This window comes from Streptomyces sp. NPDC086787, assembly GCF_044745865.1.
In the GTDB taxonomy this organism is placed as follows: domain Bacteria; phylum Actinomycetota; class Actinomycetes; order Streptomycetales; family Streptomycetaceae; genus Streptomyces.
Genome location: NZ_JBIVBC010000009.1, coordinates 49,113 through 61,716 on the forward strand (window position 1 = coordinate 49,113; position 12,604 = coordinate 61,716).

9 protein-coding genes and 3 pseudogenes are annotated in these 12,604 nt (G+C 70.7%); 4 read left to right on the forward strand and 8 right to left on the reverse strand.

Features of this window, described 5'->3' with window-relative positions:
* The first annotated feature begins 16 nt into the window (after positions 1-16).
* Positions 17-376 carry a hypothetical protein gene (locus ACIPK3_RS21680; protein ID WP_402571943.1) on the forward strand — a complete coding sequence of 120 codons (360 nt, stop codon included), beginning with the start codon at positions 17-19 and terminating at the stop codon, positions 374-376.
* Positions 377-450: 74 nt separating this feature from the next.
* Positions 451-1,074 carry a CBS domain-containing protein gene (locus tag ACIPK3_RS21685; protein ID WP_402572309.1) on the forward strand — a complete coding sequence of 208 codons (624 nt, stop codon included), beginning with the start codon at positions 451-453 and terminating at the stop codon, positions 1,072-1,074.
* 150 nt (positions 1,075-1,224) lie between these two features.
* Here the strand turns inward: ACIPK3_RS21685 and ACIPK3_RS21690 are convergent.
* The 7 genes and pseudogenes from ACIPK3_RS21690 to ACIPK3_RS21720 all read right to left on the reverse strand — a co-directional run.
* Positions 1,225-1,847 (reverse strand): annotated as a pseudogene (locus tag ACIPK3_RS21690) (globin domain-containing protein); the annotation flags it as partial.
* Between the two features lie 303 nt (positions 1,848-2,150).
* Positions 2,151-3,740 carry an oleate hydratase gene (locus tag ACIPK3_RS21695; protein WP_402571944.1) on the reverse strand — a complete coding sequence of 530 codons (1,590 nt, stop codon included), beginning with the start codon at positions 3,738-3,740 and terminating at the stop codon, positions 2,151-2,153.
* A gap of 507 nt (positions 3,741-4,247) precedes the next feature.
* Positions 4,248-4,444 (reverse strand): annotated as a pseudogene (locus tag ACIPK3_RS21700) (PEP/pyruvate-binding domain-containing protein); the annotation flags it as partial.
* Positions 4,445-4,460: 16 nt separating this feature from the next.
* Complete coding sequence (locus ACIPK3_RS21705; RefSeq protein WP_402571946.1) at positions 4,461-5,363, reverse strand: universal stress protein; 903 nt, start codon at positions 5,361-5,363, stop codon at positions 4,461-4,463.
* 908 nt (positions 5,364-6,271) lie between these two features.
* Positions 6,272-6,769 carry a flavodoxin domain-containing protein gene (locus tag ACIPK3_RS21710; RefSeq protein ID WP_402571948.1) on the reverse strand — a complete coding sequence of 166 codons (498 nt, stop codon included), beginning with the start codon at positions 6,767-6,769 and terminating at the stop codon, positions 6,272-6,274.
* A gap of 16 nt (positions 6,770-6,785) precedes the next feature.
* Positions 6,786-7,517, reverse strand: a complete 732-nt coding sequence (locus ACIPK3_RS21715) for a CBS domain-containing protein (RefSeq protein WP_402571950.1) — start codon at positions 7,515-7,517, stop codon at positions 6,786-6,788.
* Between the two features lie 13 nt (positions 7,518-7,530).
* Positions 7,531-10,224, reverse strand: coding sequence for a GNAT family N-acetyltransferase (locus ACIPK3_RS21720; protein ID WP_402571952.1), 2,694 nt, complete (start codon positions 10,222-10,224; stop codon positions 7,531-7,533).
* A 156-nt stretch (positions 10,225-10,380) separates the two neighbouring features.
* On the opposite strand from ACIPK3_RS21720, the gene ACIPK3_RS21725 reads away from it, so the two are divergent.
* Complete coding sequence (locus tag ACIPK3_RS21725) at positions 10,381-10,656, forward strand: DUF5808 domain-containing protein (RefSeq protein ID WP_402571954.1); 276 nt, start codon at positions 10,381-10,383, stop codon at positions 10,654-10,656.
* 41 nt (positions 10,657-10,697) lie between these two features.
* On the opposite strand, the gene gap is transcribed toward ACIPK3_RS21725, so the two are convergent.
* Positions 10,698-11,711 (reverse strand): type I glyceraldehyde-3-phosphate dehydrogenase, encoded by a 1,014-nt coding sequence (gene gap / locus ACIPK3_RS21730; protein ID WP_402571956.1) that lies wholly within the window; start codon positions 11,709-11,711, stop codon positions 10,698-10,700.
* Positions 11,712-11,787: 76 nt separating this feature from the next.
* On the opposite strand from gap, the pseudogene ppk2 reads away from it, so the two are divergent.
* A pseudogene (ppk2, locus tag ACIPK3_RS21735) lies at positions 11,788-12,591 on the forward strand (polyphosphate kinase 2).
* The last annotated feature ends 13 nt before the right edge of the window (positions 12,592-12,604 follow it).

The following is a 12,604-nucleotide window of genomic DNA, read 5'->3' on the forward strand; positions in this document are numbered from 1 at the left end:
GAGCACAACGGTGCCCGTGAGACCAACCGCCGCAGTGCGGGTCCGCGCCGACGGGGAGGTGGACGAGGAGTCCCTGGCCCACCTGCGCGAGAAGGTCGCTGCCGCCCTCGACCGGCCCGGCCTGCCGCCCGTGAGCGGTGAGGTGCGCGTACAGCGGGCCTCGGCCCACCACGCCGAACCGCCATGGTCCGGCCGCATCCACATCCGGGTCGGCACCGAACCCGTCGTCGTCCAAGTCCACGAGGCGAGCGCCCGCGAACTCGCCGACGGGCTCCACTACCGGCTGCGCTCCGCCACCGAACGCGTCGCCCACCGAGGCGACACCACCCGCCGGACGGCCGCGCCGCCCCCGTGGCGCGGCGGCCCGCAGAAGTAGGCGCCACAGGCCGCCCGCCCGGCCCGCACCAGTGAAGGAGATGCGCCGTGACCGCTCATGTCGTCGCCGAGATGATGACCACAGACGTCGTGCACGCCCGCCGGACGACCCCGTTCAAGGAGGTCGTGCGCCTGCTCGACCATCACCGGATCAGCGGACTGCCGGTGGTCGACACCGACGACAAGGTCCTCGGCGTCCTGTCCCGCAGCGACCTGATGCGCTGCCAGGCACAACACCGGGACGGCCTTGCTCCGCCGCCCGCCGTAACAGCGGGCGACGTGATGTCGAGCCCCGCCGTCACCGTGCACCCCGAGCAGACCGTGCCGGACGCCGCCCGGCTCATGGAGCGCCGCGGCATCGAGCGGCTGCCGGTTGTCGACGAGGCCGACCGCCTCATCGGCATCGCCACCCGTCGCGACCTGCTGCGGGTCTTCCTGCGCGCGGACGACGACATCCGCCGCCAGGTGACCGAGGAGATCGTCGTCACCACGCTGAACCTGCCGTCCGACGCCGTCCAGGTCCGTGTCCGCGACGGTGTCGTCACCCTTGAGGGCCGGGTGGAAGCGCGGAGCCAGGTACCGGAGCTCGTTCACGCCGTCTGGCGCCTCGACGGCGTGGTCGGCGTGGTGAACGGGCTGCGCTTCCGCATCGATGACATCGAAGCTCCCACGCCGTCCCACCGGACCGGGAACCCCTGAGCCGCTGCTGGAGACGCGTCCGGCAGCTCGGTCGGGCTGGGGCCGACAGGTGGCTCTCGGGGCGGGGCAGGTTCTCGAGGCCTCGCTGCTCCTGGCTCCACTTCCCCGTGGATCAGCACGGGCCGGGCCAGGGAGCGTTGGACAGGCCTACTGGCGGGTCTGGTGGATGCCGTCGGGCATGAGCACCCGGACGCTGACGTACTGCCCGGCACGCGCCTGGGGCAGAGGGCCGTCGTCGGCCGGGCGCAGCAGGAAGGACGCTACCTCCGGGGTTTCCTCTCGCCGCTCCACCACGGCCCACTGTCGCCACGGCTTGCGCGGATCGACCTCGGCCTCCTGGTACAGGCGCGCCTCCTGGGTCATCAGCGCACCGGCCATCAGCCAGTACACCTCGTCCCAGGCCGCGGCCACCCCCGGCGTGACCGCATCACCCAGTACGTCGCCGATGGCACGGAACAGGTACTTGTGGACGATCGTGCACTGGTCCTCCGTGACGCCGAGCGCCGCGTGCTTGTGGGCGATCCGGGCAAGGAGGGCGTCCGGCCGCGCGTCGGGGTCGGCCAGCAGGGCCTGGGCGAAGTCCGCGATCGATCCGGCCAGCGCCCGGCGCTGCTCGCCGCCGGCCTGGTTGCCGCGGTGGAAAGCAGGCCGTCCAGCAGATCGGGCTGCTCGGCGAACATGGTGCCGTAGAAGCGGGTGGTGATCTCGTCCAGGGCTCCGCCGACGGCGGGCAGGGTGGCACGAACGACAGCGGCCGGCTCGGGCGAAAGCATGGGACTCGCCTGAGATGTGGATAGGTAGAGGGACGGCGTTCACCGTCACAGCCGGGATCCGTCGTGCGGGTCCGACCGGCACATCGATCATCCGGTGTATCCGTCACCCGGAATAGGGCCGAACCGCCCTGGAGGACCGGGCCCCTCGGCCCGGCCCCCCGACAGGGCGTGCCCGTCACAAGCGGGCAGCCCGGTGTGCCCCTTCGGTGGACCGGGCCTGGCTTTTCGTACGGGCACCTGCGGCAGCACAGGAGCAACCTGGACCGCCGAGGTGTGCTCGGCTGTGGCCGGACCGACCACAGGTCAGGCCAGGGCGGCCTTGAGCACGCCGATGGCCGTCTTCGGGTCGGAGAGGGCGTGGTAGATCCCAGGGATCTCGCGGTCGAGGCCGAGCAGGCCGTAGACGGCGTGCATGGCGCCGCGGACGGAGTACTCGACGGTGAAGACGACGTCCTCCGGGATCTCCGTGAACTGGCCGAGGAAAGCGAAGTTCACGGCGCCGCGCGGGATGACCAGCGGTCGGTCGTGGACCGTGCGCGGGGCGAACTGGCTGGTGATGTACGGCAGCATCACCGGGATCACCGTCGTCGTCGCCGCGATCTGCTCCTCGATGTCCCACAGGCCGAGGTGGTTGAGCAGTTCGGTGAGGATCTCCCGGCCGGTGGCCTCGGCCATCGTCTTGCCGACGAAGTCGCCCTCGTTGTCGACGAAGAGGCCGTACCCCCACAGGGTGTAGACGTCCTCGGGCTGTCCCTCGAAGTGTGGTGCGTGCGGTACGACGATGGACATCAGCCAGTTGGAGTCCTTGAACGTCATCAGCGCGCCGGTACCGGGAAGGTTGCCGGACAACTCCTCGATGCGGTGCAGGAGCAGGGGGCTGCGCATGGTCAAGGTGAACGACTCCCACTTCGCCTCGTCCACGTTGCCGTGGAAGGCGGCCGGGCGGCCGTAGTCGTCCGCCTTGCCAGCGATCGTCTCCCACAGCCGCCATCCGCCGTCACGCTTGTCCCGGATCAGCTCGGGAGCGGTGTCGTCACTGCCGTAGGCTGCGTCGGCCGTCATTGAGCCGAGGGTGAGGAACGCGTAGTCGGTGTCCGCGAGGTCGTACGCGTCCTGCTGTTCGGCGCGTTCGAGGTGGAGGCGGCGCACCCGTCGGGTGCCGTCCTCCTCGGTGACGAAGTCGACGTCGGTGACCCGCACGCCGTGCTCGAAGCGCACGCCGTGCTCCACCAGCCAGGTCTGCAGCGGGCGGATGATCGAGTCGTACTGGTTGAGCCGCGTGCGGCGCACACCCGCCAGGGTGTGCATGCGTGGGAACTCCTGCATGAAACGCTGGAAGTAGCGCCTGAGCTCGATGGCGCTGTGCCAGTTCTGGAAGGCGAAGGTGGTGCGCCACATCGCCCAGAAGTTGGTCCCGAGGAAGTGCGGGGAAAAGAAGTCCTCGATCCGGCGCGACCCGATCACCGCCTCCGGGAGGACCAGCAGCCGGGTCAGCTCCATGCGGTCCCGGGTGTCGAGGCCGTAGTCGGAGGCGTCGAGGATCTCGGCGTCCTTGCCAATGAGGCGGGCCTTGGCGTCGGTGGGCCACTTGGCGCTGAACTCGCGGATCTCCTCGCGCACCGACATGGTCCCGTCGGTGAGGGTGGGGATGGTCTCCAGGAGATTCCACAGGCACGTGTACGCCTCGTCCTCCAGCATGCGGCCGCCGCGGGTGACGTATCCGTCGGACTCACCACGACCGTCCATCGAGCCGCCTGCAAGCGGGAGTTCCTCGAGGATGCGGATGTTCTCGCCGGGGAAGCCGCCGTCGCGGATCAGGAAGGCGGCGGCCGCCAGCGAGGCGATTCCGCCGCCGACGAGGTAGGCCCGAGACTGCTGCGGAGCGTCGGTCATGACGTCCTCCGTTCTGCCACCCGCTGTCGCGGGCGGCTGGCTGTGGTCAAGAGCCGTGCAGCGGTCCCACCCCTGAGGGGGCAGCGGTGTACGCACGGCGCAGCGCCGACGGGATGCGGCCGGCGCCTGTAACCGTCAGTGAACTTGTTAAGGAAACGGGGCGGGCAGGGGCCGGATGTCCCTGTTCACACGCCGACCGACCCCGGGGCTCGGGCATCGCACTCATGGCGAAACCCTGCCGGGTACGGCCGACGAGCATCGGGGCAGAGTGCTCCTGAACGCGCTGACCAGCGCCCGACCATCATCCCGCGAGGCTCGCGATCAACATCCGGCGCTTGCCGTACTGGTCGCCGAGTCGGCCCACGACCGGCGTGGCACGACGGCAGCCGCCAGCCCCCGCGGCCACAGCTCACAGATCCGAGGGAGCCCGGCGGGTTCGGCTCGCTTCTGGTGCGGGAGCTCGCGATTGACGTCCAGGTCAGCGTCGGTCCCACCGGCAAGGGCCTCCTCGATGCCGAGTTCGGGTGGCTCCTCGCCCGTGGTGAGTAGACCTTGCAGGCTTCGGTGGTGACGGGGAAGCCCGGCGGCACGGGCAGTCCGAGCCGGGTCATCTCGGCCAGGTCGGCGCCCTTGCCGCCGGGCAGGTCGGCCAACTCCCGGCTGCCTTGAGCGAATGCGTACACGTACGTCGTCGGTGTGCTCATCGCGCTCTCCGGTCTCTCACTCGTGGGGCACGACGGCCAGCGGGCAGCCGACGTGGTGGACGGCGGCGTGGGTTACGGGGCCGATGCGCGGAACCGTCGGCCGCTCGGCCAGGCGGCGGCCGACGACGAGGAGGCTCGCCGCGGAGGCGGCCCGGACCAGCGCGGTGGAGGCCTTGCCCTCCACAACGGTCTCCAGGACCTCGGTCTCGGGGTACTTGTCCCGCCACACCTTCAGGACAGCGGACAGGAATCCCTGCCACTCCTCGGCCCGCTCGGGATCGTTGACCAGAGCGATGTCTCCCGAGCCGAGGCTGATGGCAGAAGGCGGCTGCCAGGCGTACACGACCCGCAGCCGGGCCTGCCGCAACTTGGCTTCCCCGAACGCGAACTCGATCACCTCGTCGCAGGCATCAGCGAGGTCGATGCCGAGCACCACATCGAGGTAGCCGGTCCGGATGGACGGGCTACCGCCGTCTGCCGGGACGTGCTCGTCCTCCGCCTCCTCCCCTGCCCGTACGAGAACCACGGGACGGATGGCCTTCGCGAGCACCCCTTGGGCGACGGAACCGACGAGGAGCCCGGTGAAACCACTCAGACCGTGTGAGCCCAGCACCAGCAGGTCGGCCTGTTCGGCGGCCTTCAACAGGGCTGCGGTCGCCGGGCCCTCGACCTGCTCATCGGTGAGGCGCACGCCGGGTACGGCGCTGCGGATACGCCCCTCCGCCTGCCGCAGGACGCGGCGCGCCAGATGCCGCTGCGCGACGTTCGCCGGCTCCCCTTCCGTCTGGCGGGGATGCCAGTTCCAGGCGTGCACCAGTCGCAGCGGTCGGTCACGACGCACGGCCTCGCGGGCGGCCCACTCGGCGGCGGCGAGACTCTCCGGCGATCCGTCTACTCCGGCGATGATGGGCGACAGCATGGTGCGCACCTCCTGCGCTTGTTCTGCTCGGTACTGCCAGCGTCTTCCTGAGGGGACCCGGTCGGGTATGGGCCGCAAGGGCTCTCGCAGGTCCGTTCGGCCCCTGCGCCGGTCCTTGGGCGCTCGGCACGGTGAGAGGCGTGAGAGCGGCTCACTCGTGTGCCAGGGAGGCGATCGTCGCGAGCCGGGTCATCACGCCTGCGCCAACGGGACAGGCCGTAGTCATACGGTCGTGGAATGGCCGGCGCACGAGGCGTCGCTGCGCGACCTGCCGCTCGAGGTGCGTTGCGGCTCACCGCCGAACGATCTGAGGACCCCGGTGATGCTCGTGCTCGACCTGTCCGCGGCGGGGGACGACACCACCGGCCTGGCAATGGGCCAGGCCTCATTCGCCGTTACGGCCGCCTCCGCGTGCGCCGTGGGTCCTCATACCGGACGTCGTCGTCCCCGTCGCAGCGCCGGCGCGCCGGGTCACACAGGTCGCCCTCGGGATCGACGCCCGTCACCCGGCGGAGGGGGCCATCGACTTCGCCTTCGGCGCCGCCCAAGGCCGGGGTGTACGGCTGCACGCCCTACATGCCTGGGAACTTCCCTCCTGCGCCGCCGGGTTGCCCTTCGGTGTTCCCGAGGAGGACCGTGCCACTTGGGAGGACGATGAAGTGCACTGCTGACCGACGCGCTGCGGCCTTGGCCGGTGAAGTAACCGCGGGTTCCGGTGCTTGAGGACGTCGTACTGCTCGACACCGCCCATGCGTTGCTCCACCTTGCCGAGGGGCGCCGCACTCCTGGTCGTGGTACGCGGCTTTGGCGGGGACCTGGGCTTCGTGCACGCCTTGTTGCGCGAAGCCCGGTGTCCGGTGGCCGTCGTGCCGTGAGGCGCAGGCCCGGCAAGGCAGGGAGGTGATGCCCTAAGCAACCGTCATTTCTTCTGCGAGCCGCTCCGCCCATGCCTCGATCGCGGGGAGGTCGCGGAAGTCGCCGCCCTTGCCGTTGCAGAGGATCATCTGTGCGACTCTGCCCCGCGCGCCCTCCTCCAGGGAGCCGCCGAAGGTGATGTGCTCCCTGACGCCGAGCCGGTCCATGGCGCGCCTGACGCCGGGCACGGGCGGGATGTTCCGCTCCGAGGCTGAAGCGTCCAGCGGTCCGCTGCTGAAGAACCACAGCGGGCGTGCGGCCAGGACGCGGCGGTGGCGGCGGACGAAGCGGCGCGCGTCCTTGTGCCAGCGGCCGGCGTACAGCGCGCCCCCGACCACCACAGCGTCGTATGTCTCGATGCTTGCCACCGATGGCGCAGGCCGTGCCTCGGCCGTCAGCCCCTCCTTGCACAGGACATGGGCGACGGCTTCGGCGATCTGCGCGGTCGATCCGTTCGTCGTGCCGTAGGCGACCAGGACTCTGCCGGTCATGGCAGTCCGCCTCCCTTCACAGGCGGCGCAGCCAGTCGTCGGCCACGCCATGCAGGGCCTGTTCGGCGGGCTGGACGTGGCTGTCGTCCAGGCGGTAGGTGAGGTTGTCGACCACCGCGACCACGCCGTCGATCTGCTTGGTCATGGAGACGGCGATCTCCGTCTCACTCTTGCGCTCCATGTGGCCGGCGAGCGTGACCACACCCTCCACCACGGAGACGTCGATGCTCTGCGGCGGCAGCCACAGCGCGCGGCCAAGGACTTCCTCGACGACCTCGTCGCGGATCTCCGTGTCCGGCCGGAGGAAGACCTGGAGCAGGTCCCGGCGGGTGACGATGCCGACGAGCCGGTCCTCGTCGTCCACGACCGGCAGCCGCTCCACGCGCCGCTGGGCCATGGTCCGCGCGGCCTCGACGATGGTGTCCTCGGCGCGCACGGTGACGGGCGGTTCGGTCATCAGCCGGCCGGCGGTGCGGGCCGTGGCCTTGGCGGCCCTCCGCCTGCCGTCGCGCGTCAACGCCACGATGAGCGAGCGGTGCTTCGGCTCGTACGGGTCGGGGGTCTCGGCCTGGCGGGCCATCAGGTCGGTCTCGGAGATGACGCCGATGACCTTCTCGTCCTCGTCCACGACCGGCAGTCCGCTGATCCCGTGGTCAGCGAGCAACCGGGCGACTTCCTTGAAGGGGGTGCCGTAGGAGGCGCGGACGACGTCCGTGGTCATCACGGAGCCGATCTTGTTGTGCTTCATCTCGGGTTCCTCCTCAGCGGAGTCGGCGCAGATAGGGATCCTGGGGCCCGCGGGGCACCAGCCGCACCCGCGCGTCGAGCACGGATACGTCGGCCGTGGTCGCGAGCACGGGGTTGAAGTCGACCTCGGCGAGCTGCGGCAGGTCGGCCGCCATGCGGGACAGGCGCAGGAGCAGCTGCTCCAGCCCTTCGAGATCGGCCGGCCCGTTGCCGCGGGCGCCGAACAGCAGCGGCGCGCAGCGCGGCGCGGTGATCAGGTCGTGCACGTCGTGGTCGGTGAGCGGGGCCAGTCGGGCGGCGTGGTCGCCGAGAACCTCGGTGGCGGTGCCACCGAGCCCGAACAGCACGAGCGGGCCGAAGACCTCGTCCTGGACGACGCCCGCGAACAGTTCGGTGCCGCGCCCGGCGAGCGGCTGGACGACCACACCGGTGAGCAGCCCCGCGAACCGGGTCTCGAAGTCCCGGAAGGCGGACCTTACTTGGGCATCGCCTTGCAGGTCGAGATGCACGGCACGCTGCTCGCTCTTGTGGACCAGTCCCGGCCAGTGGGCCTTCATCACCACCCGGCCGTCCGGGCCGCGCAGCCGCTGGGCCGCGAGGACGGCATCGTCCTCGGTCTCCGCCCACTCCCACGGGATCTGCGGGATGCCGTAGCAGGCCAGCAGGTCGGCGCAGGTGCGCGGGTCGAGCCAGGCGCCGTCCGGATGCGCTGCCAGGAAGATGTCGGTGATCTCCTGGGCTCGGGTGGTGTCGATGCCGTCGAGTGCGGGGACCGTGCCCACGGGCCGGGAGAGCCAGGCCGCGCGGCGGGCGGCGTGAGCCAGCGCCCGTGCCGCCGCTTGCGGTTCGGCGTACGAGGGGATCGTGCCGCCTTCTACGGCGGGCAGCAGCTTGACCGGCAGGTCCTGTTCGAGGCAGACGGCCGCAACCGGTTTGGCCCTGTGCGCGGGGGCGTCGGTGAGTGCCCGGATGAGGTCGTCACCGGTCGCGGCGGCGACTGCCGTGGGTACGAGGGCCACCAGGACGGCGTCGATGCCCGGGTGGTGCGTCAGCCGGTCCATGCAGTCCGCGAGCTGTTCTTCCGTGACGGCCGCGGTGGCGTCGACGGGGTTGCCGACCGCCGCACCCTGCGGGAGCACGGCGAGCAGGTCGTCGAGGACGTCAGCGGGCAGCGGCGGCAGCGCCAGTCCCGCCTCCGTGCAGGCGTCGGCGGCGAGGACGCCTGCACCGCCGGCGTTGGTGACGATCGCGACGCGGGTGCCCGCGGGGAGCGGCTGGGAGTGCATCAGGGCGGCGGTTTCGAGGAGTTCGCCGACGGAGCGGGTGGCGGTGATGCCAGCCTGGGTGAACAGTGCCTGCCGGGTCATGGTGCGGGTGGCGGCGGCCGCGGTGTGGGAGGCGGCGGCCCGGCGGCCCGCCTCGGTACGGCCCGCGTCGACGGTCAGCACCGGCATGCGGCGGGTGACGCGGCGGGCCGTGCGGGAGAACGCGCGGGGGCTGCCGAAGGACTCCAGGTGCAGGAGGGCGAGTTCGGTGCGGCCGTCGCTCTCCCACCACTGGAGCATGTCGTTGCCGCTGACGTCGAATTTGTCGCCGAGGGAGGCGAAGGACGAGACGCCGATACCCAGCCGGGACAGCCCGTCGAGCAGGGCGATGCCGACCCCGCCGGACTGCACGCCGACGCCTGCGGTACCGGGGCGGGGGTGGTCGGCGGCGAAGGTGGCGTCCAGGCGCAGGTCGGGGTCGGTGTTGGAGATGCCGAGGCAGTTGGGCCCAACCAGGCGCATGTCGTGGGTGCGGCAGGTGGCCAGCAGCGCGCGTGCCTGGCCGGCGTCGAGGCCGGCGGTGACGACGAGCAGCGCCCGGACGCCGGCCTTGCCGCACTCCTCGGCCGCGACCGGGACCACTGCGGCCGGGACGGCCACGACCACCAGGTCGGGGGTCTTGGGCAGCGCGCTCACGGACGGGTACGACGGCACGCCGAGGATGTGGTTCACGCTCGGGTTCACGGCGAACAGGCGGTGGGTGTAGCCGCCCGCCTTCAGGTGGTGCAGGATCGCCCGGCCGACCGAGCCCGGTTTGCGTCCGGCACCGACGACTGCGACCACGTTCGGGCAAAGCAGCGGCTCGAGGCTGGCCACGTCGGCGGCCCGGCCCCGGGCCTCCACGGCCGACAGATAAGCGTCGTCCGCGTCGAGCCGGATGGTGCAGCGCACCTCGGGACCCTCGAAATGGCGGGCGGTGCGCAGGCCGAGGTCGGCGAACAGCCGAAGTATCTCGCGGTTCTCGCTGAGCGCGTCGGCGGTGAACGTGGTGATGCCGTCGGCCCGTGCAGCGGAGACCAGGTGCTCGACGAGCAGGGTGCCCACTCCCCGGTGGTGCAACCCGTCGCAGACGGCGATGGATATCTCGGCCTCGTCCTTCTCACCCGCCGTGTCGTACTCGGCGAGCCCGATCACCTGACCATGCGTCTCGGCCAGCAGGGCCCGGTAGCCGGGGTGCGCCGGGGCGCAGGCCCGGTCGGCGGACAGGGCGGCGGACTGCGGGCTCAGCGAGAAGAACCGCAGACGGAGATTCTCCGGCGACATCTCCTCGTAGAGCCCCTGCACCTGGTCGTGGTCGGCCGGGGTCACAGGACGGATGCACACGGTGGTGCCATCCGCGAGCAGGGCGTGAACCGGGGGTCGGTTGAGCACGGCGTCCGACATCAGGGATCTCCTCCAGGCTTCTCGATGGTTCGAGCATCCAGCGGGCGGCAGGGCAGTCCCAGGGGCTGTCCGGGGCCGGGCGTTGGGCCGGTCGGCCCCTGGTTGCGCTGCGACATGGCCTTGGCCTCGGGCCTGGGCGCCGCGTAGCGTCTGACCATGAACAGGCAACTGCGAAAGAACGTGGTGCTCGTTGCCGCCGGCGCGGTCGTCGCTGCAGCCCTGGCGAAGGAACTGCGCCAACCCCCAAAGGCGCGCACATGGACAGGGCGCATCTTCGGCCTCCCGTACGACTTCCGGCGGCCCACACCGGAGAAGATCGCCCGCGAGTTCTGGGATCCCGACAGCGACGCCTTCTTCACGCCGCACGCCTTCGGCGTCGGATACGGGCTGAACCTGGCCCGTGTGACCCCTGTGCTACGCCGTTGTCGTTGACCGGGTTCCAGCGGCCACCCACAACTCCTGGCCGTTGTCCATCAGACGTCGGCGACCAGCGAAGTGAGGTCCAACAGCCGGTTCGTGTAGCCCCATTCGTTGTCGTACCAGCCGAAGACCTTGACGAGAGTGCCGTTGGCCTGGGTGAGCGCGGCGTCGAAGACGCAGGAGGCCGGGTCTCCGATGACGTCGCGGGAGACGATGGGCGCCGTCGAGACGCGCAGGATGCCGTTCAGCGGTCCCTCGGCCGCCGCGGCGAAGCCGGCGTTGATCTCGTCCGCGGTGGCCTCGCAGTTCAGCACCACCGTGAGGTCGGTGAGCGAGCCGTCCTCCACGGGCACCCGGACGGCGATCCCGTCCAGCGCACCGGCCAGCTCCGGCAGTACGAGACCGACTGCGCGGGCGGCACCGGTGCTCGTCGGGATGATGCTCAGTGCCGCCGAGCGGGCGCGGCGCAGGTCCTTGTGCGGGCCGTCCAACAGGGACTGGTCGTTGGTGTAGCCGTGGACGGTGGTCAGCAGGCCACGGTCGATGCCGAAGTTCTCGTCGAGCACCTTGACCATCGGCGCGAGGCAGTTGGTGGTGCAGGAGGCGGCCGAGATGATCCGGTCGCGGTCCCGGTCGTAGGTGTCGTCGTTGACGCCCATCACGATGGTGGCGTCCACGCCCTTACCGGGCGCCGACAGGAGCACTGTGTGGGCTCCCGCCTTCAGGTGGAGGGCCGCGGAGTCGCGGTCGCGGAAGCGCCCGGTGGACTCGATGACGATGCCAGCCCCGTAGTCGGACCAATGGAGGGCTGCCGGGTCGCGTTCGGCGGTGACGGCAATACGTCGGCCGTCGACGGTGATCGAGCTGTCGTCGTGCGTGACCTCGCGTCCGATGTGCCCGAACGTCGAGTCGTACTCCAGGAGGTGGGCGAGGGTGGCGGGCGGGGCGATGTCGTTGATGGCAACGACGCGGACGTCCTGCGTGCCCGCCTCCGCTCGGTCGAGGGCCGCGCGGAGGTAGGTGCGGCCGATGCGGCCGAAGCCGTTGATGCCGACACGTACGGTCATGGTGAGGAGCTCCTTTGGAGTCGGGGGCCCACCGTGGTCGGGAGTGCCTCAGTAAGTCGTCGGTGGTGGAGGCGGCATGGCCGGTATGAAGGCGGCGAAGCTGCCGCGCGAGGGGTATGAGCAGGAACTGCTTCCCCTGCAGACCGAGTTGGTCAAGCTGCAGGAGTGGGTGCGGGCGGAGGGCGCGCGGCTGGTCGTGATCTTCGAGGGGCGGGACGCGGCGGGCAAAGGGCGGCACGATCAAGCGGGTGGCCGAGCACCTCGACCCGCGGGTGGCGCGGATCGCGGCGCTGCCGAAGCCGACCGAGCGCGAGCGGGCTCAGTGGTACTTCCGGCGGTACGTCGAGCATCTGCCGGCCGGCGGGGAGATCCTGCTGTTCGACCGGTTTTGGTACAACCGGTCCGGGGTCGAGTACGTGATGGGTTTCTGTACCGGGGAGGAGCATCAGCTGTTCCTGCGGCAGTGCCCGATCTTCGAGCGGATGCTGGTGGAGGACGGCAGCCTGCTGCTCAAGTAGTGGTTCTGGGTGAGCGACACCGAGCAGCAGGAACGGTTCCGGCGCGGGCTGGAGGTTCCGCTGCGGCGCTGGAAGCTGTCGCCGACGGACCTGGAGTCGATCACCCCTTGGGAGGCCTGCTCGGGGGCCAAGGATGAGATGCTGATCCACACCGACATCAGCGAGGCGCCCTGGTACATCGTGGAGAGCGCGACAAGCGCCGGGCGCGGCTGAACATGATCGCTCACCTGCTGGACTCCGTGCCGTATCACTAGGTGCCGCCGCCGGTGCTGGAGCTGCCGGACCGGCCGGCGTCGACCGGGTACGAGCGTCCGCCGTGCGATCTGCAGACCTACGTCCCCAATCACGCGGCCGGCCTGTAAACCGGTCATCTCG